The organism is Hyphomonas sp. UBA4494 (assembly GCF_002388935.1).
In the GTDB taxonomy this organism is placed as follows: Bacteria; Pseudomonadota; Alphaproteobacteria; order Caulobacterales; family Hyphomonadaceae; genus Hyphomonas.
In genome coordinates, this window is the sequence record NZ_DGNK01000012.1 from 1 (window position 1) to 24,507 (window position 24,507).

Below are 24,507 nucleotides of genomic sequence, written 5' to 3' on the forward strand. Positions count from 1 at the left end.
CCGCCGACTGGATGCCGCGCAACCTTTACCGGCGGGTAGAGACCCTGGTGCCGATTGAAAATGAGACCGTGCGCCGCCAGATCGTCGATCAGATCATGATCGCGAACCTGAATGACGACGCGCAAAGCTGGCGCCTGGAGCCGGACGGCCGCTACGTGCGTCTGTCTCCGGGAAAGGACGCTTTCAGCGCCCATACCTATTTCATGAACAACCCAAGTCTTTCGGGACGCGGCAGCGCGATGTACGAAGAGGGCGCCGCGCCACGGAATCTCGTGCACCCCGAAGCTTAGAGACCGCAATATGGCTGCAAGCAGCGTCGCGCGTTCCGCCGTCGTCGATATCGGATCGAACTCCGTCCGCATGGTCGCGTTCGATCGGCATGACCGATCTTTGGCTCCGGTATTCAACGAGAAGGCGATGAGCGGGCTCGGCCGGAACCTGCTCGCGACGTCCCGGCTCGACCCCGCCGGGTGGGCGTCGGCGCTGGCGATCCTCGCCCGGTTCCGCATGGTCGCCGCCAGCATGGGCGTCGACCGCATTCGCGCCGTCGCGACGGCGGCGGTCCGGGACGCCTTCGACGGCGAGGAATTCGTACGCGTCGCCGAGGCGGCGTTGGGCGCGCCTGTCGAAGTGCTTGCGGGGTCCGAAGAGGCGCGCCTTTCCGGCGTGGGCGTCCTCTGCGGCATTCCCGGCGCGGAGGGCATGATCGGCGATCTTGGCGGATCCAGCCTTGAGTTCAAGCAAATCGGCGGCAAGGCCGCAGACGGGGAGAGCCTGATGCTTGGCCCGCTTTCTCTGGTCGAGGGGGATATTGATCTGAAGGCGCTGCGCCGCGCCATCCGGGCGGAACTCAAGGCGTCTGACGTGCTGGCAAAATCGACAGGGCGCTTCTATGCGGTCGGCGGCGCATGGCGGACCGTGGCGAAGCTGAACATGCAGATTGAGGACTATTCGCTCAAAGTGCTGCAGGGCTATCAGATGTCGAAATCCCAGGTCGACAAGGTCGCAAAGCTCTGCTTCGACAGCGTGACCAGTTCGACGGCGCGGGCGATGCTGGAAAACGTCGACAAACGCCGCGCCAAGCATTTGCCGGTCGCGGCGATTCTGCTTCAGGAAATTCTTGGCAACAGTCGGTTGGAGGGTGTGACCATTTCCTCCGCGGGCCTGCGGGAAGGCGTACTGCGGGATGCGCTGGGCGCGCCTTTGCACGATCCGCTGATGGATGGCGCGATCGCGTTCGCGCGGCTGGACAAGAACCAGATCCTGTTCGGCGAAGCGCTGCATGATTTCATCGCGCCGGCCCTGGCCCCCGAGCCGGACTTGTTCGGATCGCCTGCCGCGGACATAAGAATCGAGAAGGCGGCCTGCATGATGGCTGACAGTGCCGGGCGGTTCCATCCGGATCACCGATCCATCATGGCCTATGATCAAGCGCTCAGGGCGCCTTATGTCGGCGTCTCGCACGGCGAACGCGCTCTGATCGCCTATGCCATTGGATGCCGCTACCAGAAAGACTTCAAGAGACCGGATGAGTATGTCGCGCTCACGACGCCGGAGCAGGATGAGCGCGCCCGCCAGATCGGGAGTGCGATGCGACTGGGGGCTGTGTTCTCGGGTCGGTCAGGGCCAATCCTTCAGCGGGCCAGACTGGTTCGCACGCATGATACGCTTCAGTTGAAAGTGTCGAAAGCCGATGAGGCGATGGTTTCAGATACGGTCGAGCGCAGGCTTTCGCAAACGGCGAGCCAGCTGCGTTTGAAATCGGATGTCATTATTAGTTGAGGCTGAGCAGCCTAGACGTCGAACAGTCTGACTTGACCGCCCTCAAAAGATACGGCCAGTTTCCCGTTCAGCAGGGCCTGTGCGCGTTTCCCGAACATGTCATAACGCCAGCCTGACATGGCGGCAATTTCGTCACCGGTCTCACCGCGAGCGATCCGGTCGATATCGGCCGCATTTGCGATCAGGCGGGGCACGACGTCATTCTCCTCGCTGACATGCTTGAGGAGCACTTTGAGCAGTTCGGGCGCACCAGCGGGGATCTGGGCGTTCTGGACCCGCGGGCCAAGCTCGGGCGCGTACTTGTCCGGATTGTCGATCGCATCGATTGCTGCCTCGAGCAGGCCATTGCCGAATTTCGACCGAATGAACCCATTTGGCACCGCGCGGAGCTGGCCAAAATCGCCCTCGGAGCGCGGCTTCTGGCTGGCGATTTCCTGAATCGCGTCGTCCTTCAGGATCCGGCGGCGAGGTTTGTCCAGTTCTTGCGCCATGGTCTCGCGCCAGGCGGCAACGGCCACGACAATGGCTGCGTAGTCTTTCTTTGGCTTTCGCAGTTTGAGTCGCTGCCATGCCTTGGCCGGATCGGTATCGTATTTGGCGGGATCTTCCAGATCTGCCATTTCCTCGCGCACCCATCCCAGACGGCCCAGCTGTTCCAGCTCATCGCGCATCTTGAGATAGGCATCCCGCAAATGCGTTACGTCGCCGAGGGCGTAGACCAGTTGTTTCTGGCTGAGTGGACGGCGGGTCCAGTCTGTGAACTGGCTCGATTTGTCGATCTGGCGCTTCAGCACGCGCTGAACGAGATTGTCGTATGAAATCGAATCGCCAAGGCCGAGCGCCATCGCGGCGACCTGGGTATCGAAAATCGGGCCGGGTGGGTGGCCGATCAGACGGTTGAATATTTCGAGGTCCTGACGGGCGGCGTGAAACACTTTTACCCGGTTGTCTGCGGCGATCAGATCGAGGAAGGGACCGATGTCCAAATCCTCGGCCAATGGGTCGATCAGGCCTTCTACGCCGGGGGCGGAGGCTTGGACGAGGCAGAGTTCCGGCCAGTAGGTCGTCTCCCGGTGAAACTCGGTATCGACGCAAATAAAGTCGGATTCAGCGAGCTTTCCGCACAGATCTTCCAGTGCGGACTGCTCAGTAATGGGAGTCAGGGTGTTGTCAGTCATCGCGCGCTTGCGTATCGCATCGCCTTGACAATTGCGAGAGCTTGAATGCCTTTCGCGCTTTTATTTCTGTTGGACCGTATTTCCGGAGAAAGTTTCCGATGCACGCCTATCGCTCCCACACCTGTGGGGAACTTCGCAAGTCCCATGTCGGTGAAACCGTAAAACTGTCTGGCTGGCTTCACCGTCGCCGCGATCATGGCGGGGTGATGTTCATCGACCTGCGCGATCATTACGGCCTGACGCAGATCGTGTTCAATCCGGGCTCACCTGGTTTCGGCACGGTTGAGCGCCTGCGTGCGGAGAGCGTGATCACGCTGGAAGGCAAGGTCGTGGCCCGCGATGAGAGCCTCGTGAATCCGAATCTGGCCACGGGTGAGATCGAGGTCGTGGCGGGCGAAGTTACCGTCCAGTCGGAAGCCGCCGAGCTGCCGCTGCCTGTGTTTGGTGAACCGGACTATCCGGAAGAGATCCGCCTGACGCATCGCTATCTCGATCTGCGCCGCGAGACGCTGCACAAGAACATGATCCTGCGCAGTCAGGTGATCGCCAGCCTGCGCCGCCGCATGCTCGAACAGGGCTTCACGGAATACCAGACGCCGATCCTGACGGCGTCGAGCCCTGAAGGCGCGCGCGACTTCCTCGTGCCGAGCCGTATCCATCCGGGCGAGTTCTACGCGCTGCCGCAGGCGCCGCAGCAGTTCAAACAATTGCTGATGGTGTCGGGGTTCGACCGCTACTTCCAGATTGCGCCTTGTTTCCGCGATGAAGACGCGCGCGCAGACCGCTCACCGGGCGAGTTCTATCAACTTGATATCGAGATGAGCTTCGTCACCCAGGAAGACGTGTTCAGTACGATCGAGCCGGTCATGGCGGGCGTGTTCAGCGAGTTTGCTGACTGGGAAGGCAAGGGCCGCAAAGTGCCGGACGGCGCGTTCCCGCGCATTCCTTATGCTGAATCGATGGCGAAGTACGGTTCCGACAAGCCAGACCTGCGCAACCCGATCGAACTGGCGGATGTATCCGAATTCTTCGAGGACGACAGCAAGACGGGCTTCGGTATCTTCGCCAAGATCATTGGCGGCGGCGGACGTGTGATCGCGATTCCGGCGCCGAAGGCCGCTGCAGAGAAGTCCCGCAAATTCTTCGACGAACTCGACAAGTGGGCGAAGAAGGAAATGCAGGCACCAGGACTTGGCTATGCGCGTCTCAAAGAGGCCGATGGCGGCGGTGTCGACAGCCAGGATCCTGTGCTGAAGAATTTCGAACCTGCCCATCTCGCGGCGCTTCTTGAGAAGCTCGGTCTGGGGGCTGGCGACGGCATCTTCTTCTCGGCCGGCAAGAAAAGCGACGCCTACAAGCTCGCGGGCGCCGCGCGGACAAAGGTTGGCGAAGAGCTGGGCCTGATCGAGGATGGCGTGTTCCGCCTCTGCTGGATCGTCGACTTCCCGATGTACGAATATGACGAAGACAACAAGAAGGTCGATTTCAGCCACAACCCGTTCTCCATGCCTCAAGGCGGAATGGATGCGTTGTTGGCTGCTGATACTGAAGAGAAGCAACTGGACCTGAAGGCTTATCAGTACGACATCGTCTGTAACGGTGTGGAACTGTCCTCTGGTGCGATCCGGAACCACAGCCCGGAACTGATGCTGAAAGCGTTCGAGCTGGCAGGTTATGGCCCTGACGTTGTGGAAGCGGAGTTTGGCGGCATGCTGAACGCATTCCGCTACGGCGCGCCACCACATGGTGGCATTGCGCCGGGCGTAGACCGGATCGTCATGCTGCTCGCTGATGCCGAGAATATCCGCGACGTTACGCTGTTCCCGATGAACCAGCAGGCGCGTGACCTGATGATGCAGGCCCCGAGCCCTGTGGACGAAAAGCAGCTCAAAGAGCTTCACATTCGCCTTGCGCCGCAGATGAAGTCGTAAGCATTACGCCGCATCCCAAATTACAAAGGGCGGAGGGCCAAGCGCTCCGCCCTTTTCATTGACTTGCGTTTGCAAGTCTATTTGCTGGCAAAGGCCGCAGGCGCGACTGCTGTGCCGCAGAGCGGCAGGGTAAGGGTCGCTGGAAGGGTGGAACTGAGCGAGACGCACGCGCCCTCGAAGTCTGCGGTTTCAGCGCCTTTCAGGCCGGACAGGTCGGCGTCAATGAAGCGGACGTCCTTGAATGAGGCGCCATGCACAGCCGCGTTCCGCAGTTGGGAACCGGTCATGTTTGAGCCGTTGAAGACGGCGCCAGACAGAATCGTTTCGTTTAGCCAGGACCCGGTGAGATTGGCGCCTGACAGGTCTGCCGAAGCAAAATTGGCTCCAACAAGCAAGGCGGTTTGAAGATTCGCGCCGCGAACATTTGCGCTCCGAAAATCAGCTCCAGATGCTTGAATACCCTGAAGACGTGCATCAGACAGAATGGCTCCAGCGAATTGAGCAGAGGTAAGAATGGCGCCCCGCATGTCTGCGCTGGTCGCATTAGCGTTCTCAAAATTGGCATTGCCAGCCTGAACACCACGCATGAAAGCGTATTCCATGTTCGCGCTGGAATAGTTTCCGCCAGCGAGGGACCAGCCAGTCAAATTCTTGCCGGATAGGTCACACTCCCCGCAGGCGCCTGCATAACCAGGGGACCAGGCCACGGGTTGGCTCTGTGCCTGTGCCGACAAGGCGACAAAGGACATGGCGGATGCGGTAAGAAGTGCATGTACCAAGCGGATCATGGAACATGGATAACGCCTGATTTTGTTACCCCAAACTGAACAAACAGTAAGGACTGCCTAAAACACGGGAAGTGTTGCAATTCCGCCATGCCTTGGAAAACAGCGATTAACCGAAATTCGGAGAAAGAACCGCCGGTTTCTATTGATCATCTTGAAGTAATCAGGATGGAACTTCGCTCGTATCCTGTAATTCCTGCCCACACGTATCGCACTCGGCATCCCCGTCCTCGCTGATCTGGAACAGTGTGAAGCTGCCACAATTCGGGCAAGCGTCGGTGAGGTAGGCTGGCGCGTTCAACGTCTCATCGTCGCCCTCCTCACCGGAAAGCTTTTCTTCGCGTTTCTTGTCCAGGATGACGATATTGTCCGGCAATTGCCCGCGTGAGAAACCACGTGAGATCAACTGGGCGGCTTCTTCCGTAAACTCTGCAGTTTCGCGGGTTCCGTCCCCAGCGCCCCGACCGAGGCCGTCATGGGTGACATCGGCTTCGGCGAGGTCGTCCCGGCCGAGATAGGACACGGCGAGTTCGCGGAAGATGTAGTCTAGAATGGAGGTCGCTTTGGTGATGCGATCATTGCCGGTGACGGCACCAGCCGGCTCGAACCGGGTAAACACGAAGGCGTCGACGAATTCCTCCAGCGGCACACCGTATTGCAGACCGATAGAGGTGGCGATCGCAAAATTGTTCATCAGGCTCCGGAAAGCGGCGCCTTCTTTATGCATATCAAGGAAGATCTCCCCGAGCGCGCCATCATCAAACTCGCCCGTATGGAGGTAGACCTTGTGACCGCCGACTGATGCCTTCTGGATATAGCCTTTTCGGCGATCAGGGAGTCGGGTACGGGCATTTGGACCGTGACCCGTGAGAGCCGAACTTTGAGGGGATTCGTGTGGAATCTCGGCCTCTGCCGCCAGCTCGTCGGCGAGGCTGAGAATATGGTCCATGCGCTCGGCCACTTCTTCGTTTGCCGATGCCCGTATGCCGATCAACAGGGCGGACAGGCCTGCCTCGATAGCCTTGTCGGCCAAATCCAGACCGTCTCGCCCATTCACCCGGACAGTCGTCTGCCCGCCAAGCGCTTCGGAACACGCCATCGCGAAAGCCAGTTCAGCTTCTGCACCAACAGAAAGGTCCAGCCCGCATTGGCGAAAGGCCTGGGTGGCAACATCTTCGACCGTACCGTCAACGGCAGCTTCAGCATTTGAAATATCTTTTCTGGAGAACCCCATCGCGGAGAGAAGTGCGAGACCATCCGAATCGAAATTCTCTGGGGCCAGTTTCAGATCTTCGCTGATGATCTCGTCACCCAATACCCATCGGGAGAAGGCGGCGTTCAGGGGTAGTCCGTCGCTGAGCGCGCGTGTAACCCGGTCGAGGGCAGCTTCGGAGAAGCCGCGGTCTCGCAAACGGTCTGCCCCAAGGGCGGCTTCCAGGTCTTCACCTCCACAATTGGCCACCCGGTCCAATATTGTTGGGAGAGATTCTGGCGCGGTACGTGATATCGCCAGCCGAGCGCATCGCGCCAGGGTCGGGCCGTCATCGGAATAGGCCAGTACGGTGCGCACAGGCCCAGCGCCCTCGCTTTCGCATTCAGGCATCAAATCGGCGAGGTCTGTGATGGGCAGAATGGCAACCGTACAGGATTTCCGGGACGTTGCTCTGCGTGCCTCGAGACCGAGTACGCTGGCATGGCCTGCCGCTAGCGATGAGCCGGCTGCATGGGCCTTTACAAGGGCACATATCGCAGCCGCTACCGAACGTCCGTCGTCGCTATCATAGGAGAGGCCAAGCGAAAGCACGGCTGCGCCGAGACCCTGTATCAGGAGCAGGCCGTCTCCGACGCTTTTGCCAGCTGCTTCCGCCACAGAGCTCAACAAATCTGTTTCGAGTCCATCGGGGCTGACTGCCAGCGAGACATCCAGCAACCGACAAGCGGTACGTGCCGGAGCGAGGTCATCCTGAGCAAGAAGGATTTCAGCGCCTTCTTTGAGGGCACTTAATAGCAGAGTGTCGAATTCCGGATCGGTCGATTCTGCGCTGAAGACTGCTGCGGGGGGAGGCTGGTTATTGGCAGCGGCGATTCTCAAGGCCTCCGCCGTGCGTGCAAAACCGTCTGGCTGACGCAGCGCTTCTTCAAGTATGTCTTGCGGTAGGCCTGATGCCACGGCCTCCGCCAATTCTGCATTGCGTGGTGCATTGCCCAAACGTTCCAGCATTTCGGCGGTGGCAATCTGGGACGCGCCGAGCAAACCAGCAGACGCATAGGCGGACGCAACATTTCTCAGAGATTCTTCAGTAATCGGCCGCCGCCGTTTTCCCGCGGCGCGGAAGGCGGTTCCGAACTCCATCTCCGGAGAAAGCAGGCCGTCGGTCTCGGCGGCCTCCACAATGGACGCAATCTCTGCAGTTTTCATTAAACCCTCCCGCGAATCACCAGCGAATCACATATTCGAGCGTGACGGTTCCGCTCAGGGGTATCAACCATTCCGGCAGCAAAATTAGCGGTCAGATCATAAAAACGTGCGTCGCATTGCCTGCGGCTGCCGTATGGATTAACTGCCCGGATAACGCCATATTACGGCCAACAAGACAGGTCAGGACATCCTCACGATGCTGAAACAGATTTTTACCTGGTGGAGCGGCAATACGATCGGAGCGGCTTTTGATATCAAGCGGCGCTCTGGCTATGTCGGGACCGACGAATACGGCAACCGCTATTTCGAGGAGCGCAAGCCGTCTCTCGAAGGGCGCAAGCGTCGTTATGTGATGTACAAGGGCCTGGCCGAGCCATCCAAGGTGCCTGCGGACTGGCATGGCTGGCTGCATCATACTGTCGAAGATCCGCCCACCAAGTCGCCGCTTACGCGCCGTGAATGGGAAACGGACCACAAGCCCAATATGACGGGCACTCCTTACGCCACCAAGCCGAAGGGCAGCCTGTCGACTGACATGGCACGCCAGAAGGCATCAGGCGACTATGAGGCATGGAACCCCGATGCGTGAATCACTCTTCGAAACCCTGATTGGCGCCGCCGTGGTCGCGGTGGCTGGTATCTTCCTCTGGTTCGCGATCGACCGCGGTGGAGAAACCCAGTCGCAAGGCGATCAGTACGAGCTTGAGGCGCGTTTCAACAATGTATCGGGCATTTCGCGCGGTTCCGATGTGCGTATCGCCGGTGTGAAGGCTGGCATCGTCAAAAGCATCGTGGGTGATCCGGAGCGGTTTGAGGCGGTTGTAACGCTCAGCCTGGACGAAAAATGGGCCCTGCCGGACGATACGGATGCCCGGGTGTCGACTGACGGTCTTCTCGGCGGAGCTTATGTGGCTCTGGAACCAGGCGGCAGCTTCGACAATATCCCCCAGGATGGGTCTGGTGAGATCAAGTATACGCGTGGCAGCGTAGACCTGCTGACCCTGTTTGCGTCCTTTGCTTCAGGCAGCGGTGGTGATGGTGCGTCCGACCCGGCGGCCCGCCCAGATGCCACAGCAGACGATGCATATCCGGATGAGGATTACCAATAATGCGTATGATGGTCTCTGCACTTGCATTGGCCGCCCTCGTTGGGGGCGCCGGACACGCGGCCACCTTCGTCCAGAAGGATACGGCCACGTTGCGCGCGCTCGACAAGATTACCGGCCGCTCCACGGATATTGACGTGAAAGTCGGTGAGCCGGTTGTCTTCGGATCTCTGAAGGTCGAACTGCAGGTCTGTTACCAGACCCCGCCGGAGGAAGCGCCGGAAAGCGCAGCATTTCTCAAGATCGCCTCGACCCAGCCTGTGGCTGTTGAGACGATGGAAGCTGCTGTCGATGCGGAGGATGTCGAAACCGTCAGCGAAGATAATCCAGAACTCTTTTCGGGCTGGATGTATGCTTCATCGCCAGGACTCAGCGCGCTTGAACATCCTGTCTATGATATCTGGGTAATACGCTGCGCTGCGCCGGAGCCTGTGAAGCTCGCACCACGTCCGTCCGAAGAGGATGCGGAATTCGAATAGAATTTGGCCTCTACAGTGAGGGCGTCTTTCAAGAGTTTCTTGAAATCCTGACGGGGTATTTCGATAAGCCCGAATTGCTCCAAGTGGGGATTATGGAACTGCGCGTCGAGCAAGACGAAACCGTCTTCGAGAAGATGCGCCACCAGATGGACCAGCGCAATCTTTGACGCGTCCGTCGCGCGTGAGAACATGCTTTCTCCAAAGAAGGCGCCGCCAAGTGCCACCCCATAAAGGCCGCCGACCAAATTGTCGCCGTCCCAGCATTCGATGGAATGGGCGTGGCCCTCGCGGTGGAGCGAGCTGTACAGATTCAGAATGGGCGAGTTGATCCAGGTGCTTTCGCGCCCCTTTGCACTCTCAGCGCACAATTCCATGACACGCGTAAAGGCCTGATCAATGGTCACGCGAAACGGATCCTGCTTGACCTTTCGGAGCAGGCGCTTGGGCACGTGGAAATCACCAAGCGGAATGATCCCTCGCATATCAGGGTCGACCAGAAACAAGTTCGGGTCATTTCGGGCATCGCCCATGGGGAAAATCCCACGACGATAGCAAGCAAGCAGATCGGATGAACTAAACCGCTGTGACATGGAATTATATGAACCAGCGGCTTATGTGATGTCTACCCTTTGTCGATCCTTGTGGAACGCGAAAGGTGAAAAATGCTCACTTTTTTGTATCAGTTTGATTTTCAAGAAACTTTTCGAGCCAGTGAATATTGTATTCACCTTCGAGTACATCCTCATTCTCGACGAGTTCGCGGTGCAGATCCAGCGTCGTGAAGACCCCGCCGATGACCATTTCCTGCAAGGCCCGGCGAAGGCGCATGATACACTCACGGCGGGTTCGCCCGTGCACGATCAATTTGCCGATCAGCGAGTCGTAGTGAGGAGGAATGCGGTAGCCCGAATAGGCCGCACTATCGAGTCTGACATCAGGTCCGCCGGGTGCGTGGAAGTCTGTGATCAGGCCCGGGGAAGGCACGAACGTCTTTGGGTGCTCGGCATTGATCCGGCACTCGATGGCGTGACCGACCAGCATGACATCTTCCTGCCGAAATGAGAGTTCCTTCCCTTCGGCGATGCGGATTTGTTCGCGCACCAGGTCAATGCCCGTGATCATTTCGGTGACAGGGTGCTCGACCTGGAGCCGCGTGTTCATTTCGATGAAGTAGAATTTTCCGTCTTCATAGAGGAACTCGACCGTACCGGCGCCGCGATAACCAAGTTTTTCCATCGCACGGGCGCAGATGCCGCCGATCTCTTCACGCTGGGCCTGATTCAGAGCAGGCGAGGGCGCTTCCTCGAAGACTTTCTGGTTACGTCGCTGCAGCGAACAATCGCGCTCCCAGAGATGGGCTACATTGCCATGCGTGTCAGCGATGATCTGGACTTCGATGTGACGCGGACCCTGAAGATATTTCTCAAGATATACGGCATCATCACCGAATGCGGCCTTGGCTTCGGTCTTGGCAGTGCGAACGGCATTTTCGAGGTCTGCTTCAGTCTTGGCGAGCTTCATGCCTCGGCCGCCGCCGCCAGCAGATGCTTTTACGAGGACCGGAAAGCCGATTTTCTTGGCGGCCTTCTTGGCTTCGGCAATAGACGACAAAGCGCCTTCTGAACCGGGTACGCACGGCACGCCCGCTTCTATCATTGCGGCCTTGGCAGCGATCTTGTCGCCCATGATGCGGATATGCTCGGCCGTAGGACCAATGAAGGCTAGCCCATGTGCTTCGACCATTTCGGCGAATTGGGCGTTCTCCGACAGAAAGCCGTATCCCGGATGGATCGCGTCCGCGCCGGTGATCTCGGCAGCGGCAAGGATCTGCGACTTCTTCAGATAGCTTTCGGACGATGGCGCAGGCCCGATGCAGACACTCTCGTCCGCGAGGCGCACAGCCATGGCGTCGCTGTCTGCTTCGGAATGGACGACCACGGTGGACAGTCCCATTTCCTTGCAGGCGCGGTGAATCCTCAGCGCGATCTCGCCGCGGTTTGCGATGAGAACCTTCTTGATAACGGGTTGGTCAGCCATATTACTCGATCAGAATGAGAGCTTCGCCATATTCAACTGGCTGGGCATCAGTGACGTAGATTTCTTTGACGGTACCGGCCTTGTCGGCTTCGACTGGATTGAAAGTCTTCATGGCTTCAACGAGCAAGATCGTGTCGCCCTTCTTCACTTTGTCGCCAACGCCGACGAATTGCTTCGCACCGGGTTCAGGCGACAGGTATACCGTGCCGACCATCGGAGACTTGATGGCGTTGTCAGATGTCTGAGGTGGAGTGTCTGTGGTGGCGACAGGGGCAGCTGCTGACGGAGCAGCGGCAGCCGGTGCAGCGACCGGCGCGGCCATAGCGGCCTGCACAACCGGCGCAGCAGGTTTGCTGACGCGGATGCGTAGGCCTTCATGTTCAACTTCAACTTCGCCAAGGTCTGCTTCCCGCAGAATGGCTGCGAGTTCCCGGACAAGTCCGGTATCCAGCTTGTTCTTCGTTGTGCTCATGGGATGTCAGGTCTCTTATTTGCCCGTGAGGGTCTTTGCCGCCATTAGCGCCAGCTCATAACCATAGGCGCCAAGGCCTGCAATCGTGGCCTTCACAGCGGGGGATACGTAATTCACCTGGCGGAACGCTTCGCGCGCCGCAGGATTCGACAAATGAACTTCAATTACAGGGATTTTGCACGCTTTCAGCGCGTCGTGAAGAGCGATGGATGTATGCGTGTAGGCTGCGGCATTCAGAATGATGGCGGCGCCCTTTTCAGATGCCTCCTGAAGCCAGCTCACCAATTCGCCTTCATGATTCGTCTGGCGAAGCTCCAGCGGTGTTCCATCTGCCAGCGCTTCGAGACGTGAATGGATGTCAGCGAGGGTCTCGTGCCCGTAAATCTCGGGCTCGCGTGAGCCGAGAAGGTTGAGGTTTGGGCCTCCAAGGACATATACGGGCTTGGTCATAGTGTTCCGTCTTGCGCTGTAACGCCGGGCAAGGCAAGGGGGCTGGTGAACGGAGAAAACCCGAATGTTGATTACAGTCAATGGCGTATCTCGCGAAGTCGAACCTGGCCTGACGCTTGCCATGTTTGTGCTTCAACTGGCAGGCGAGTCCGGCAGGGATCAGCGCGGCATTGCGATTGAGCGAAATCTCGAAATCGTGCCGAAGTCAGAGCATGCCAGCACTGTGATTGAGGACGGCGACAAGATAGAAGTGGTTCAGTTCGTGGGTGGTGGCTGATCGCTTGCGATCTCAGCTATTTGCGCCATCCAGCTCTTGCAGACCAGACAGGTTAGAATTTTGACAGATCCCCTTATCATCGCCGGCAAATCCTATAATTCCCGCCTGATCGTGGGCACGGGCAAGTATCAGACTTATCAACAGAACGCGGATGCAGCGCGGGCTGCTGGCGCGGAGATCGTCACCGTGGCTTTGCGGCGCGTGAACTTGTCGAATCCGAACGAAGAGCGACTGACAGACTTTGTGAAGCCGGACGAATTTACTTATCTGCCAAATACAGCCGGATGTTACACGGCGGATGAAGCCGTTCGCACGCTGCGCCTGGCGCGCGAGGCCGGTGGCTGGAATTTGGTGAAGCTGGAAGTGCTGGCTGACCAGAAGACGCTCTATCCGAACATGCCGGAGACGCTTGAGGCAGCCAAAGCCCTGATCGCCGATGGGTTTGAGGTCATGGTTTATTGTTCCGATGATCCGGTCTACGCGAAGATGCTGGAAGACGCAGGTTGCTGCGCGATCATGCCGCTCGGCAGCTTGATTGGGTCAGGCCTCGGAATCATGAATCCGGTCAATATCCGGCTTATCGTCGAACAGACACGAGTGCCGGTGATTGTCGATGCGGGTGTCGGAACGGCCTCGGACGCCGCGATTGCCATGGAACTGGGCTGTGATGGCGTGCTGATGAATACGGCCATTGCCGCCGCGAAGGATCCGATCCGGATGGCCAATGCCATGAAACATGCGGTGATCGCCGGTCGAGAGTCCTATCTGGCCGGGCGGATGCCAAAAAAGATGTATGCGGATCCAAGTTCGCCGCTTGCGGGCCTGATCTGATCAGAACAACGCGAGTGCTGCGTACAGGATCAGGCACATCAAAAATCCTACCACGCTGATCAGCGTGGTAGAGACGGTCCATGTACGCAGTGTCTCACCTGGCGTGATGCCGAAGATCCGTCCAACGAGCCAAAAGCCACTATCATTCACATGGCTGCCGGTTGTTGCGCCCGCGGCGATCGCGATGGCCACAATACCTAGCTGCGGGGCGGAGAGATCGGCCATCGCCACAATGGGCGCGGTCAGGCCGGCTGACGTTATCATGGCAACCGTGGAGCTGCCTTGGGCGAGCCTCAGGATGACGGCGAGTACATAGCCCGCCAGAAGCGGACCAAACCCCAGACCAAGTGCGGCATTTGCGATCTGCTCGCCAGCGCCTGTGTCCACAAGAACCTGCTTGAACGCGCCGCCCGCGCCAGTGACGAGGATGACTGCGCCTGTGGGCTCGAATGCGCGGGCCATCGCGTCCGACATCAATTTCCGGCTCTGGACGGTCTTTGGATAAAGCAGCAGCCAGGATGCGCCGCATGCAATCAGGAGCGCGCTAAATGGATGCCCGATGATTTCAAGCACATATTTGATGGGTCCGTCCGGCAAGATTGCCGCAAGCGTGCCCAACAGAATCAGGACGAGTGGCAGCGTAATCAGAAATATGGCCCGTTCGGGCTGTGGGATGGGTCGGGTTGTATGATTGCTGGTTTCGTCCAGTTCGAAGGCCGGATTGCCAATTGGCATGCGGTTGCGCTGCTCCAAAAACGCCGCGAAGAGCGGACCGGATGCGGCCAGCGCGACGCAGCCTGTTATTGCGCCGAAGAGGATAACCCAGCCGAGGTCCGCGCCTATCAGCTCCGCGATGGCGATCGGTCCCGGCGTGGGCGGCAGGAAAGCGTGGCCGACCGCTAGTCCTGCCATGAGCGGAAGTCCTAGAGACATGGCGGGTTTCAGGCGCTCATGAGCCATGGTGAGGATCAGGGGTGCGAGTATGATGAGGGCAACATCGAAAAAGACAGGTGTGGACGCCAACAAGCCAACGCCGGCGATCTTCCATTGGTTCGTTTTGAAGCTGGATGAGGTAGAGAGTTTTGAAGCTAGGGCATCGAGCGCCCCAGAGGCCTGCAGGATCGCGCCGAACAACGCGCCAAGCCCGATGACTGTGGCAATGAACCCCAGCGTGCCGCCCAGGCCTTTTGCCAATGTGTCGAAGGCTTGTTCTGGGGCCATGCCCGCGGCCAGGGCACTGAATATGCTGACCAGTAGCAGGGCCGCGAAGGCATTCATCCGTGCGCGCAATATCAGCGCAAGCAGCGCCGCAATGCCAAACCCTGTTGCCAGCAGGGGGCGGTAGACGAGGAGCGCTTCGGTCAGCTCCATGCGAGGCCAATTGATGTCGTTCTGATGCGCATGAGTGTGTCATGTGCGGTCATGTAAAGTGTGCGGCCGTCTGCGTCGCCGAAGCAGCAATTGGCAGTTGCCTTGCCGGTGTTGATCCGGGCAAGGGGTTTGCCGTCCGAGGCCAGAAGGAACACGCCGCCCGGGCCCGTTGCAAAGATGTGACCCGAACGCGTCACAGCCATCCCGTCCGGCAGGCCCGGAGTCGTGTCGGACATGAACGGTTTCGCGTCAAAAAGCACCGAACTGGAAGAGCCATCAGGTGCCATGCGCAGGATGACGGGCTGGTCGGGATCCGATTGACTGACATAAAGCGTCTGGCTGTCTGGTGACAGTACGATACCATTCGGGAAAGTCATTGTATCGATAAGCCGGGTGATTTTTCCATCTTGTGACAGACGGTACACGCCGTTGGCATCTTGCTCCTTCAGGGGAGAGTCGTTCATGCCCTCCAGCCCATAGGGCGGATCGGTGAAGAACAGGCTTCCGTCAGGCGCTTCGACAACATCGTTTGGGCTGTTGAACTTCTTGCCATTGAACGTGGCGGCGATGATCTCACGATGCCCGGTTTCGAAGTCCATTCTTTCGACCGCGCGACGACCATGGTTGCAGATGAGAAGTGAGCCATCGTGAGAGATAGCCAATCCGTTGGCGCCCGGTTCGCGGAAACCCGTCGCCTGCTCACTTGCAACGCCCGAAGGGGCCAGGAATTCCGTCGCGCCGCTGGCTTCTGACCATTTCCAGGCAATGTTCTCCGGTACATCGGTAAAATACAGGCTGTTGCGTGCGCGATCCCAGACCGGCCCTTCACTCCATGTGTAACCGGAGGCCAAAACCTCCAGTCTTGCGGAAATATCCAACAGAGAATGGGCTTCCGCATCGAAGATCTCGAGATCGGGATTGGACGCCTTTCCGATCGGAGTGGTGGCGCAAGCCGAAATCAGGGTGGCTGCGGCGGCAGACCCCATGAAGCCACGTCGCGTTTGTTTCATTCTACATGTGTCCTTGTGGCAATTGCGCTGGCTGGAACGTTCGTGTGGTAAGCCTGATCAATGATGACCTCCGCGCGCGCCCGAATGTCGTCAGCGGATGCACCCACCATGAATTCGATCTTACCGGGTTCTACGATCCACCCGTCCCGTGCCGTGTAGTACGCCATCTGGTCGGGGGTCAGGGTGAAGCTCACTGTGCGGGATTCACCAGTAGGGATATGGACTCGTTTGAATCCGCGCAGTTCTCGTTTCGGTCGGGCAATCGTGGCGAGCGGATCACGCATATACAGCTGAATCACCTCATCAGAATCGACGTCTCCGGAATTTGTGACCTTGATGCTCAAGGTGAATTCATCTGCATCGGTTGTTGCGATCAGGTCACCATATTCGAAGCTGGAATAGGTCAGTCCATGACCGAAGGGGAAAAGCGGCGTGATCGGAATATCGATGAACCGGTTCGTGTCTTTCGACAGGTCCGGGTCAGCGGGGCGCCCACCGGGATATTCGGAATAGGTGTGCGGCACCGCACCGGTGCGTCGCGGAAATTCGATAGGTAGGCGACCCGCAGGGGAGACATCACCCCATATCACGTCAGACAGCGCGTTTCCGGCTTCAATGCCCAGCATCCATGTGTTGAGCACGGCATCAGCGGCTCCAACTTCCTGTTCCATTGCGAGCGGCCGTCCCGTCACCAATATGATCGTAACGGGTTTGCCGATCTCAAACATCGCCGCGGCGAGGGCGGACTGGTTCTGGGGAAGGGCAATATCTGAGCGGCTGCGCGCTTCCCCGGACAGGTCGAAATCCTCCCCGATCACCAAGAGAATATGATCGGCGGCCGACGCAATCTCCACAGCAGCCTCAATAGAAGAATCCGCGTCATTTGAAGGATGCGCGCCGGCTGCATATGTAATGGTGGTGCCGTCAGGAGCGTTTTGCTGCAGGCCCTCAAGCAATGAGACGACATCCTCGACCTTGCCTTGTGCACGCCAAGAGCCGAGCTGAGTCAGCTTGTCTTCCGCCAAGGCACCGATAACGGCGATTTTCTTAGGGGATTTGGAGAGTGGCAGAACCTGGTTTTCATTCTTCAAGAGCACCGTTGATTTCACCGCGGCTTCGCGTGCTGTGCGTCGGAATTCATGGCTCAGCAGAGTTGTCTTTTCCCGTTCTGCATCGTGATAGGCCAACGGTTCGTCAAACAGGCCCAATCGCTCTTTTGTCGTCAGTATACGGGCAACTGCCGCGTCGAGATCATGTGTCAGGCATTCATTTGACTGCACAGCGGTCTTGATCCTGGTTGGCAGGACCATGCTGGTCATGTCCATGTCGACGCCCGCGCGCAGGGCAAGCACTCCCGCCTGTTCTTCAGATTCGGCCACGCCGTGATTCATCAATTCAGCGACTGCATTCCAGTCGGACACGATCATGCCGTCAAAGCCCCACTCGCCCCGCAATACATCATCGATGAGATATTCATTGGCTGTGGACGGAACCCCGGCGACATCATTGAACGCCGTCATCATGGAGCCGGTGCCAGCCTTCGTGGCGGCGTAGAAGGGAGGCAGATAGGTTTCGAACAGGCTTTGATCGCTGATGTCAGCAGACCCATAGTCGCGGCCGCCAGTTGGGGCACCATATGCGCCGAAGTGTTTCGTCGCAGCGAGAATGGTGTTTGGGGTTGCCAGGCTTTCGCCCTGATAGCCCTCGACCTGCGCGACTGCCATACGAGACCCCAGATATGGGTCTGCACCAGCACTCTCGACAATTCTGCCCCAGCGCGGGTCACGCGCAATGTCGACCATCGGGGCGAACGTCCAGTGAAGGCCTGCCGACGATGCCTCGTCAGCAGAGACGGCGGTGGCTTCCCGCCAGACGTCTGGATCCCATGATGCCGCCATGGCCAGTGGTACCGGAAAAATCGTGCGGTAGCCGTGTACTACGTCCATCGCAAAGAGGAGCGGGATGCCCAGACGGCTTTCTTCAATGGCGACCTTTTGGAGTTCACCCAGCGGCTCAGCGCCCGCAACATGAAGATAGGAACCGATCTCGCCATTTCGGACTTTGCCGAGTTCTTCAGGGGTGAGCTTTGAATTCAGCGACTTGCTGCGGCCACCTGCGGCCTGGTTTAATTGACCGAGTTTTTCATCAATGGTCATCTGAGCCACCAACGAACGCACGCGCTGTGATGCACCCGTCAGACTCACATTCGGCGTGCAGGCTCTGGCCTCGGAAATGTCAGAAACGACGGTGTCAGCGGGTGCGGTAGGCGCTTGCACAGGCGTGGCGCAAGCGGTCGCCAACAAGGTGGTCGCCACGGCGCCAATCGCAAGACGGCGCTTCATCCCCGTGTAAGCATCGGTCATATTTCCCTCCCCATAAGTGTCGCGTCGATCGCGTTTCGTTAGCGCAATCATTGGGGGAGTGGCTATTTATGTCAACGTTAACATTTTCCCGTCCAGAAAAGTGTTCGATGTCTGTGACCGTTTAGTGCAGCGGGGCATTAGGTCTACGTCAGGCCTTTACGAGGCCGATCTCGCGGAGCCGTTCCATGAGATACTCCTGAGCCGTGATCGGGGCTTCGGCTTTGCCGCCTTCAGCGACACAGCCAGGTAGCGCTTCGATCAGGTAATCCTGATTGAAATGCAGAAAGAAGGGCGTCGAGTAACGCGGGAATTTTGCGCGCTCGGCAGATGGGTTAAGCACGCGGTGCGTTGTGGACGGCAGTACACCGCCCGTCAGGCGCTGTAGCATGTCTCCGCAATTGATGACCAGCGCGCCAGCGGGCGGATTAACGTCCAGCCATTCGCCTGAACTGTGCAAGACCTGGAGGCCGGCCTCCTCAGCACCCAGCAACAGCGTGATGACATTAATATCCTCATGCGCGCCGGCGCGGACCGTGTCTGCGGGTGGAGGAGTTTGCTGCGGGGGGTAGTGGAGCAGACGCAGGATCGAGTTGCCGAAATTGACCTTGTCGTCGAACCAATCCTCGGCGAGCCCAAGATGCAAGGCGACACCTTCCAGAATTTCCCGGCCCATTTCATCCAGTGCATCAAAAAGTGCGGTTGTGGCTTCGTCAAAGGCGGGTACTTCCGGAACGCTGGGTGTGTCGGCCATCGTCGCGCGATAGGGGCTGTCCTCCGGCAGGGCGCGGCCGGTATGCCAAAATTCCTTGAGATCGGCATGAGCGTTGCCCTTGGCGTTTTCCGTCCCAAAGGCCGTATAGCCGCGCTGGCCACCCCCTTGGCGTCCGTCATATTTCAGCTTTTCCGCGTCCGGCAGAGCAAAGAAAGCCTTGGTCGCATCCAGATTGCGGTCAATCACGCCCTGATCGACTGTATGGCCGGACACCACTGCGAACCCTGTCTCTCGAAAGGAGCGGCAGAGCGCATCTCCGAACGCTTTTTTATCGGATTTGAACAGGTCGAACGGGACGGGTTTGAAATAGTCGGTCATCATTATCGGGGTCTCTGGCAAGAATTAGAGGGGAGATTAGCACAGAGGGATGGGCCGACCATACGTAACGCCACATATGTAGCAGTTGTGCGTGCAATTGAGTTTGGCCGTGCTTTCGTGGAGATTTTGACGGCTCCACCGAATTCAGGGGCTTGCGATCAGGATGGGGTTTCTCTAGACCCCATATTCCGCGCTGGAGAGGTGGCCGAGTGGCTGAAGGCGCGCCCCTGCTAAGGGCGTATACGTTAACGCGTATCGAGGGTTCGAATCCCTTCCTCTCCGCCACCCCGCCTCCCTCAACATCCTGATACATCCCTGAATATACTGAAACTATTCGGTATTTCGGAATATCCGCGCTCCTGGAATCTTGATTTGCTGCACATTTTGCTGCACAAAAGGGATTCGAACATGCCCATTTTCAAGCGTGGGAAGACCTACCAGCTGCGTCGGCGTGTTCCCCGCCGGTATCATGGCGTTGAGACAAGACGCACCGTCTGGATCAGCCTGCATACAGATTCCGAAAGCCTTGCGCAGAGCAAGGCAATCCATGCCTGGGAACAGCTTATCGAGGCGTGGGAGGCGCGTCTGGCAGGCAGGTCCAGCGATGCTGACGAACGCTATGCCGCTGTTCTGGAACTCGCCAGCCTGCGGGGATATCGCTATCTGCAGGCGGACAGGGTTTCGCAATTGCCGCTAAAAGAACTGGTTGAGCGTATCGAAGCCATACAAGGTGGGGGCGACGTGCCGGATGCGGTCGAGGCTGCCTCTTTGCTGGGAGGTGTCGAGAAGCCGGAGCCGAGGCTTGAAGCAGTGCTCGACCTTTACTGGTCCCTGGCCCGGGAAAAGGTAATCGGTAAGAGTGAGGACCAGATCAGGCGCTGGCGAAATCCCCGTATCAAGGCAGTGCGCAATTTCGTGTCCGTGATCGGCAACAAGCCGATTGCAGCCATCACACGCGATGACATGCTGGATTTCAGGCAGCACTGGCTCGAACGGATCGAGGCAGGCGAGGTTACGCCCATTACCGCAAACAAGGATTTGATCCATCTCGGTGATATCCTGAAAACGGTGAACAGGATGAAGCGGCTCGGGATTACGTTGCCGCTCGGGGAATTGTCCTTCCGGGAAGGTGAGAAGCGGACTCGTCCACCATTCAGTACAAAATGGATTCGTGAGAAATTGCTGGCCCAGCATGCGCTGGACGGCCTGAATGAGGAAGCCAGAGCCTTGCTGCTCGGCGTGATCAATACCGGATACAGGCCCTCGGAAGGCGCAGCTTTGACCTCCGACACGATCCGGCTGGATCACGCGTCTCGCCATCCTTGCTTTCCTCGCGCCAGGCCGCGCCGAGTTCTGCATCGCCTGCGAAGATGCGGTAGTCCGGACCGGCCGCTGCCTTGTCGATCACCGGCACCATCTGGGCCTTCACATTGATCATCATGGTCCGGGACGGCAATGGCCCCGCCGCGAAATTCTGCGAGGTCCTCGGCTATGAACCCCAGGAAACATCCGTATACAGCAAATGTCTGATACATTTGTCCGAGACCGCAGACAGGTCGGCCACAGGTCCGCTGTTGAACAACTCCCGCTCGCAAGCCGGATTGCTGGTCTTTGCAATGCGCTGTCTGCGGATCCTGCTGCGACGGCCGAATATGAGACGAGCCGGGCCAGTCACTATTTTGTAGGAAGGGGTCTCGTCAGCGCAGTTAGGGCTGCCTCGACCTTTGAGCGGTACGAGTGACCATCTTGAGCCTGCTAGCAATCATCTAGAGTAGAATGGCCGGGCATTCGAAAGGGGCTGATGCGCAGTCAGTGTATCATCTTAACCGCGCGGTCCGTTGAAGGCCTCGTCGAGCAAATAACCTTCAAGAGTCTCAGCCATTCAATAGATTACCGCTTCATTATGTCCAAGCCTGAGGGAAATTGCTGTCTTTACATATAGACTAAATTGAGCTTTGGATCGTGACCATGCACCGTCTGGTAGCTCTTCTCTGTGCGATTTTCGCCATATCACCATTCCTGTCAGGGGCGGCGCATACGCGTGCGCATGCTGAAGAGCTGCATCATGTGATGCCAATCGATCATCATCTTGATGAGCAGGGCCTCGGTTATGACACTCTGTCCGATCTGGACGATGAGCACTCGCACGAGCTTGATCATGAGGATCACCCTGCGGAACTTCATTTTGTTGCGCTTGGCATTTCTTCACCGACTGGTCTCGTCAAGTCAGTTGTGCCTTTTGTAAGGCTTGTATCCGGTCCGCCATCCTATCGCGGACCCATCCGTCTGAAAGATCCGGATCCCGAACGAATTTCAGCCTGAACATAATATCGTACATTGTTACGCCATGCGGGCGTCCAATGTTTGCTTGTTCAGCCTGGAGTAAGTTTCATGGCACTAAAAATTATAGGCTGCGCCTTGATCATGGCGTTGCCAGTTCTGCCGGTCAGCGCGCAGACATCCGTTTGTGAAGCAGGCGAAGATCTCGAAATTGTGACGTCCTCTCAAGCCATGCGGGCTGCACTTGACGCCGACCTGCGACCCATCCTGGCGGACAAGGGTGTGGCCCTGGCCCGCACGGAACGGACGATTGCTGCACTTCGCCCAATGGATACGATCAGTCTCGAAACTGAAAATTTTCCAGGCATCGGTCTGGCGGGCGAGATCGACAATCTGGAAGTGACAGGGCGATTCTCAAGGACGTGGGAGCGCGGTGGCAAAAGAGAGGCGCGCGAAGCGGTGGCGCGCGCAGGGATAGCCGTTGCAGAAACTGAGCGGGAAATCATCGAGCACGATATCGCTCACGCGATTGAGACGCTGTATGTTGAAGCTGTCCTCCTGGAGCGCCGAGCCGATCTCGCCTGCAAGCGGGTCGCGATTTCACGGTCTTTGAAGGAAATTGTTGATCGCCGCGTGGAAGCTGCCCGAGACCCACTTCTTGCGCAGGCGCGGGCAGTGACGGACCTCGCTAGGGCTGAGGCAGAAGCGCTTCAATACCACCGCCTCGCCGCCCAGCGGCGTATGACCATTGCCAGTATGTGGGGCAGGGCGGAGGATTTTGCGATCGAGCCTGGATTCATTGAGCGCCGCTTGAAATCAGGTCAGCTGGATATTCCACGTGTGTACTCGCCTGAATTCGAAAAACTGCAGGCGGAAGATCGCCGCCTTGCGGCTGAGACAGAACTTCGAAGGGCGGAAGCAGTGCCAGATGTGACTTGGAGTGCAGGTGTTCGGAAATTTGGATATCGAGAAGACATTGGCGTCATCGCCGGTGTCACCATCCCTCTGGGTGCGCAGAGTCAGTCAGCTGCCAAAGCTGCCAAACACCGGGTTCAACAAGAACTCGTCGCTGTCCGCGAACGTGTGCTGCGCCAGCAATTGCTGCGTCAGGCAGTTAACTATCAGCGCGCGGCGCAAAATGCGCAGGCCAGCATACGAGATATAGACGACGTTTTACTTCCTGAAGCGATCCGCGCGCTTGATCTGGCCCAAGAGGGGTATGACCGCGGCGCATTTTCGTACCTTGAATTCATCGATGCGCAGCGAACACTTGCTGAACTGCGTGAACAGCGTCTCGGCCATATCGAGACCTTCATCCTGAACGAAGCTGCTCTTTCCCGCGTCACGGGCCGGGAAGACTGGCAGTCCATCGTGGAGACCGCACAATGAATCCTCGCATTCTTTATCCTGTTGCCGCTGCAGTAATTGCAGCGCTGATGACCCTCACCGGCTGCGGCAGCCAGAATTCAGCGCCAGGCGATGGCGACAATATTCATACTGGGGCCGGAGAATCTGAAACTGCGGAAGGGCCTCATGGAGGACGTCTGTTGGAAGAGGGGGATTTTGCGCTGGAAATGACGATTTTTGAGTCAGGTGTCCCGCCTGAGTATCGAATTTATCCTTTCCTTGCAGGTGAACCTGTTGATCCGTCCCGTGTCTCGCTGACAGTTCGCCTCGACCGACTTGGAGACGAGGAGGATATTTTCGAATTCTCTCCGGTTCAGGATTATCTGAAAGGCGACAGTGTCGTTTCCGAACCGCATTCATTCGAGGTCTTCGTCGACGCCCAACATCAGGGCACGTCTTACTCTTGGAGTTATGAATCCTTCGAGGGCCGCACCACGATTGCCGACGACACAGCTGTGTCCATGGGTGTCGAGACTGAAATTGCCGGTGCTGCGGTGATCAGGGACATAATTCCTCTCTCGGGCGTGACGGCCCTCTCGCCATCTGCGACCGCGGAGGTTCGGGCCCGCTACCCCGGTCCAGTCCAGTCGGTCAGCGTCGGCGTGAATGATATGGTTCGCAAGGGACAGACGCTGGCGCGCGTCGAAAGCTCCTCCAGTCTTCAGAGTTATTCGGTCACCGCGCCGGTATCGGGGACAATCCTTGAACGCAACACCAACGCGGGCGATGTCGCGGGCGATCAATCTCTCTTCACGATCGCTGACCTCAATCAGTTGGAGGCGCGTCTGCACGTCTTCCCTAAGGATGCAGGGAAGGTGAAAACAGGTCAGAGCGTCCGCATGGGTGTTGCTGGGTCTGACCTCGAGTTTGCGTCAGAGATCACCCGCTTTCTGCCGATATCGGGCGAAAATACGCAGACTCGTATCGCCGTAGCCCCCGTGCCGATCGAAGCGGCAATGACCCCTGGCATGCGGGTCATGGCGAGCGTTGTGACCGGAGAGTCTGAGGTGCCGCTCGCCGTGAGAGAATCCGGGCTGCAGAGCTTTCGTGACTTCACCGTGGTCTACGCAAAAGTGGGCGAGACCTACGAGGTCCGGATGCTCGACCTGGGAGAGAGCGATGGTGAATTTGTCGAAGTCCTTGGCGGGTTAGATCCCGGCACTGAATATGTCAGCGCCAATTCCTTCCTCATCAAAGCCGACATTGAAAAGTCCGGCGCCAGCCACGACCATTAGGAGA

At 58.2% G+C, this 24,507-nt stretch carries 22 protein-coding genes, 1 tRNA gene and 2 pseudogenes; 13 read left to right on the top strand and 12 right to left on the bottom strand.

Features of this window, described 5'->3' with window-relative positions; translation table 11 throughout:
- Together B2P82_RS04215 and B2P82_RS04220 are read left to right on the top strand one after the other, a co-directional pair.
- Positions 1-290, top strand: a pseudogene (locus tag B2P82_RS04215) (RNA degradosome polyphosphate kinase); the annotation flags it as partial.
- Positions 291-300: 10 nt separating this feature from the next.
- Positions 301-1,782, top strand: coding sequence for a Ppx/GppA family phosphatase (locus tag B2P82_RS04220; RefSeq protein ID WP_290495363.1), 1,482 nt, complete (start codon positions 301-303; stop codon positions 1,780-1,782).
- A gap of 11 nt (positions 1,783-1,793) precedes the next feature.
- Here B2P82_RS04220 and rnd read toward each other — a convergent pair whose 3' ends face one another.
- On the bottom strand, positions 1,794-2,960 hold the full coding sequence (rnd, locus tag B2P82_RS04225; protein ID WP_034813294.1) for a ribonuclease D: 1,167 nt from the start codon (positions 2,958-2,960) through the stop codon (positions 1,794-1,796).
- Positions 2,961-3,058: 98 nt separating this feature from the next.
- Between rnd and aspS the strand changes: the two genes are divergently transcribed.
- Positions 3,059-4,891 carry an aspartate--tRNA ligase gene (aspS, locus tag B2P82_RS04230; RefSeq protein WP_290495365.1) on the top strand — a complete coding sequence of 611 codons (1,833 nt, stop codon included), beginning with the start codon at positions 3,059-3,061 and terminating at the stop codon, positions 4,889-4,891.
- A 77-nt stretch (positions 4,892-4,968) separates the two neighbouring features.
- Here aspS and B2P82_RS04235 read toward each other — a convergent pair whose 3' ends face one another.
- The gene (locus tag B2P82_RS04235; RefSeq protein ID WP_290495367.1) at positions 4,969-5,679 is read right to left on the bottom strand and encodes a pentapeptide repeat-containing protein; all 711 of its coding nucleotides are present in this window, start codon (positions 5,677-5,679) and stop codon (positions 4,969-4,971) included.
- A gap of 160 nt (positions 5,680-5,839) precedes the next feature.
- Positions 5,840-8,095, bottom strand: a complete 2,256-nt coding sequence (locus B2P82_RS04240) for a TSCPD domain-containing protein (RefSeq protein ID WP_290495369.1) — start codon at positions 8,093-8,095, stop codon at positions 5,840-5,842.
- A 196-nt stretch (positions 8,096-8,291) separates the two neighbouring features.
- Between B2P82_RS04240 and B2P82_RS04245 the strand changes: the two genes are divergently transcribed.
- Genes B2P82_RS04245 through B2P82_RS04255 form a run of 3 tightly spaced genes read left to right on the top strand, consistent with a single transcriptional unit; the run spans position 8,292 to position 9,680 of the window.
- Positions 8,292-8,684 (top strand): NADH:ubiquinone oxidoreductase subunit NDUFA12, encoded by a 393-nt coding sequence (locus tag B2P82_RS04245; RefSeq protein ID WP_034813292.1) that lies wholly within the window; start codon positions 8,292-8,294, stop codon positions 8,682-8,684.
- The gene (mlaD, locus tag B2P82_RS04250; RefSeq protein WP_290479114.1) at positions 8,677-9,204 is read left to right on the top strand and encodes an outer membrane lipid asymmetry maintenance protein MlaD; all 528 of its coding nucleotides are present in this window, start codon (positions 8,677-8,679) and stop codon (positions 9,202-9,204) included. The genes B2P82_RS04245 and mlaD overlap by 8 nt, the downstream gene beginning before the upstream one ends.
- On the top strand, positions 9,204-9,680 hold the full coding sequence (locus B2P82_RS04255; protein WP_290479113.1) for a DUF2155 domain-containing protein: 477 nt from the start codon (positions 9,204-9,206) through the stop codon (positions 9,678-9,680). The genes mlaD and B2P82_RS04255 overlap by 1 nt, the downstream gene beginning before the upstream one ends.
- Here B2P82_RS04255 and aat read toward each other — a convergent pair.
- From aat to B2P82_RS04275, 4 genes are all read right to left on the bottom strand, one after another.
- The gene (gene aat, locus B2P82_RS04260) at positions 9,593-10,270 is read right to left on the bottom strand and encodes a leucyl/phenylalanyl-tRNA--protein transferase (protein ID WP_206993067.1); all 678 of its coding nucleotides are present in this window, start codon (positions 10,268-10,270) and stop codon (positions 9,593-9,595) included. The genes B2P82_RS04255 and aat overlap by 88 nt on opposite strands.
- A gap of 76 nt (positions 10,271-10,346) precedes the next feature.
- The gene (accC, locus tag B2P82_RS04265) at positions 10,347-11,717 is read right to left on the bottom strand and encodes an acetyl-CoA carboxylase biotin carboxylase subunit (RefSeq protein WP_034813286.1); all 1,371 of its coding nucleotides are present in this window, start codon (positions 11,715-11,717) and stop codon (positions 10,347-10,349) included.
- 1 nt (position 11,718) lies between these two features.
- A complete protein-coding gene (gene accB / locus B2P82_RS04270) occupies positions 11,719-12,189 on the bottom strand; it encodes an acetyl-CoA carboxylase biotin carboxyl carrier protein (RefSeq protein WP_290495371.1) in 471 nt (156 codons plus the stop codon).
- A gap of 15 nt (positions 12,190-12,204) precedes the next feature.
- Positions 12,205-12,639 (bottom strand): type II 3-dehydroquinate dehydratase, encoded by a 435-nt coding sequence (locus tag B2P82_RS04275; RefSeq protein ID WP_290495373.1) that lies wholly within the window; start codon positions 12,637-12,639, stop codon positions 12,205-12,207.
- Between the two features lie 64 nt (positions 12,640-12,703).
- On the opposite strand from B2P82_RS04275, the gene thiS reads away from it, so the two are divergent.
- The gene (gene thiS, locus B2P82_RS04280; RefSeq protein WP_290495375.1) at positions 12,704-12,916 is read left to right on the top strand and encodes a sulfur carrier protein ThiS; all 213 of its coding nucleotides are present in this window, start codon (positions 12,704-12,706) and stop codon (positions 12,914-12,916) included.
- Between the two features lie 60 nt (positions 12,917-12,976).
- A complete protein-coding gene (locus B2P82_RS04285; RefSeq protein ID WP_290495376.1) occupies positions 12,977-13,747 on the top strand; it encodes a thiazole synthase in 771 nt (256 codons plus the stop codon).
- Here the strand turns inward: B2P82_RS04285 and B2P82_RS04290 are convergent, their stop codons facing one another.
- From B2P82_RS04290 to B2P82_RS04305, 4 genes are all read right to left on the bottom strand, one after another.
- Positions 13,748-15,118: a GntP family permease gene (locus B2P82_RS04290; protein WP_290495377.1), complete on the bottom strand. Its 1,371-nt coding sequence runs from the start codon at positions 15,116-15,118 to the stop codon at positions 13,748-13,750. It abuts the gene before it with no gap.
- Positions 15,109-16,128, bottom strand: a complete 1,020-nt coding sequence (locus B2P82_RS04295) for an SMP-30/gluconolactonase/LRE family protein (RefSeq protein WP_290495378.1) — start codon at positions 16,126-16,128, stop codon at positions 15,109-15,111. Before B2P82_RS04295 ends, B2P82_RS04290 begins: the two co-directional genes overlap by 10 nt.
- On the bottom strand, positions 16,125-18,491 hold the full coding sequence (locus B2P82_RS04300; protein ID WP_290495379.1) for a glycoside hydrolase family 3 N-terminal domain-containing protein: 2,367 nt from the start codon (positions 18,489-18,491) through the stop codon (positions 16,125-16,127). The genes B2P82_RS04295 and B2P82_RS04300 overlap by 4 nt, the downstream gene beginning before the upstream one ends.
- 148 nt (positions 18,492-18,639) lie before the next feature.
- The gene (locus B2P82_RS04305) at positions 18,640-19,584 is read right to left on the bottom strand and encodes an isopenicillin N synthase family dioxygenase (protein WP_290495380.1); all 945 of its coding nucleotides are present in this window, start codon (positions 19,582-19,584) and stop codon (positions 18,640-18,642) included.
- Between the two features lie 192 nt (positions 19,585-19,776).
- Here B2P82_RS04305 and B2P82_RS04310 point away from each other — a divergent pair.
- Positions 19,777-19,866: transfer RNA gene (locus tag B2P82_RS04310), tRNA-Ser, on the top strand.
- 123 nt (positions 19,867-19,989) lie between these two features.
- Positions 19,990-20,151: pseudogene (locus tag B2P82_RS16945) on the top strand (DUF6538 domain-containing protein); the annotation flags it as partial.
- Positions 20,152-20,824: 673 nt separating this feature from the next.
- Here B2P82_RS16945 and B2P82_RS04320 read toward each other — a convergent pair.
- On the bottom strand, positions 20,825-21,022 hold the full coding sequence (locus tag B2P82_RS04320; RefSeq protein WP_206993075.1) for a DUF736 family protein: 198 nt from the start codon (positions 21,020-21,022) through the stop codon (positions 20,825-20,827).
- Between the two features lie 527 nt (positions 21,023-21,549).
- Here B2P82_RS04320 and B2P82_RS04325 point away from each other — a divergent pair.
- The 3 genes from B2P82_RS04325 to B2P82_RS04335 all read left to right on the top strand — a co-directional run bounded on the left by B2P82_RS04325 (position 21,550) and on the right by B2P82_RS04335 (position 24,503).
- Entirely contained in the window at positions 21,550-21,903 is a 354-nt protein-coding gene (locus tag B2P82_RS04325; RefSeq protein ID WP_290495383.1) for a hypothetical protein, read from the top strand.
- 69 nt (positions 21,904-21,972) lie between these two features.
- The gene (locus tag B2P82_RS04330) at positions 21,973-23,250 is read left to right on the top strand and encodes a TolC family protein (protein ID WP_290495385.1); all 1,278 of its coding nucleotides are present in this window, start codon (positions 21,973-21,975) and stop codon (positions 23,248-23,250) included.
- Positions 23,247-24,503 carry an efflux RND transporter periplasmic adaptor subunit gene (locus tag B2P82_RS04335; RefSeq protein WP_290495387.1) on the top strand — a complete coding sequence of 419 codons (1,257 nt, stop codon included), beginning with the start codon at positions 23,247-23,249 and terminating at the stop codon, positions 24,501-24,503. Before B2P82_RS04330 ends, B2P82_RS04335 begins: the two co-directional genes overlap by 4 nt.
- The last annotated feature ends 4 nt before the right edge of the window (positions 24,504-24,507 follow it).

Coding starts and splice junctions, on each gene's coding strand:
- B2P82_RS04220 (WP_290495363.1), top strand. CDS start 301: ATGGCTGCAAGCAGCGTCGCGCGTTCCGCCGTCGTCGATATCGGATCG.
- rnd (WP_034813294.1), bottom strand. CDS start 2,960: ATGACTGACAACACCCTGACTCCCATTACTGAGCAGTCCGCACTGGAA.
- aspS (WP_290495365.1), top strand. CDS start 3,059: ATGCACGCCTATCGCTCCCACACCTGTGGGGAACTTCGCAAGTCCCAT.
- B2P82_RS04235 (WP_290495367.1), bottom strand. CDS start 5,679: ATGATCCGCTTGGTACATGCACTTCTTACCGCATCCGCCATGTCCTTT.
- B2P82_RS04240 (WP_290495369.1), bottom strand. CDS start 8,095: ATGAAAACTGCAGAGATTGCGTCCATTGTGGAGGCCGCCGAGACCGAC.
- B2P82_RS04245 (WP_034813292.1), top strand. CDS start 8,292: ATGCTGAAACAGATTTTTACCTGGTGGAGCGGCAATACGATCGGAGCG.
- mlaD (WP_290479114.1), top strand. CDS start 8,677: ATGCGTGAATCACTCTTCGAAACCCTGATTGGCGCCGCCGTGGTCGCG.
- B2P82_RS04255 (WP_290479113.1), top strand. CDS start 9,204: ATGCGTATGATGGTCTCTGCACTTGCATTGGCCGCCCTCGTTGGGGGC.
- aat (WP_206993067.1), bottom strand. CDS start 10,270: ATGTCACAGCGGTTTAGTTCATCCGATCTGCTTGCTTGCTATCGTCGT.
- accC (WP_034813286.1), bottom strand. CDS start 11,717: ATGGCTGACCAACCCGTTATCAAGAAGGTTCTCATCGCAAACCGCGGC.
- accB (WP_290495371.1), bottom strand. CDS start 12,189: ATGAGCACAACGAAGAACAAGCTGGATACCGGACTTGTCCGGGAACTC.
- B2P82_RS04275 (WP_290495373.1), bottom strand. CDS start 12,639: ATGACCAAGCCCGTATATGTCCTTGGAGGCCCAAACCTCAACCTTCTC.
- thiS (WP_290495375.1), top strand. CDS start 12,704: ATGTTGATTACAGTCAATGGCGTATCTCGCGAAGTCGAACCTGGCCTG.
- B2P82_RS04290 (WP_290495377.1), bottom strand. CDS start 15,118: ATGGAGCTGACCGAAGCGCTCCTCGTCTACCGCCCCCTGCTGGCAACA.
- B2P82_RS04295 (WP_290495378.1), bottom strand. CDS start 16,128: ATGAAACAAACGCGACGTGGCTTCATGGGGTCTGCCGCCGCAGCCACC.
- B2P82_RS04300 (WP_290495379.1), bottom strand. CDS start 18,491: ATGACCGATGCTTACACGGGGATGAAGCGCCGTCTTGCGATTGGCGCC.
- B2P82_RS04305 (WP_290495380.1), bottom strand. CDS start 19,584: ATGATGACCGACTATTTCAAACCCGTCCCGTTCGACCTGTTCAAATCC.
- B2P82_RS04320 (WP_206993075.1), bottom strand. CDS start 21,022: ATGATGATCAATGTGAAGGCCCAGATGGTGCCGGTGATCGACAAGGCA.
- B2P82_RS04325 (WP_290495383.1), top strand. CDS start 21,550: ATGCACCGTCTGGTAGCTCTTCTCTGTGCGATTTTCGCCATATCACCA.
- B2P82_RS04330 (WP_290495385.1), top strand. CDS start 21,973: ATGGCACTAAAAATTATAGGCTGCGCCTTGATCATGGCGTTGCCAGTT.
- B2P82_RS04335 (WP_290495387.1), top strand. CDS start 23,247: ATGAATCCTCGCATTCTTTATCCTGTTGCCGCTGCAGTAATTGCAGCG.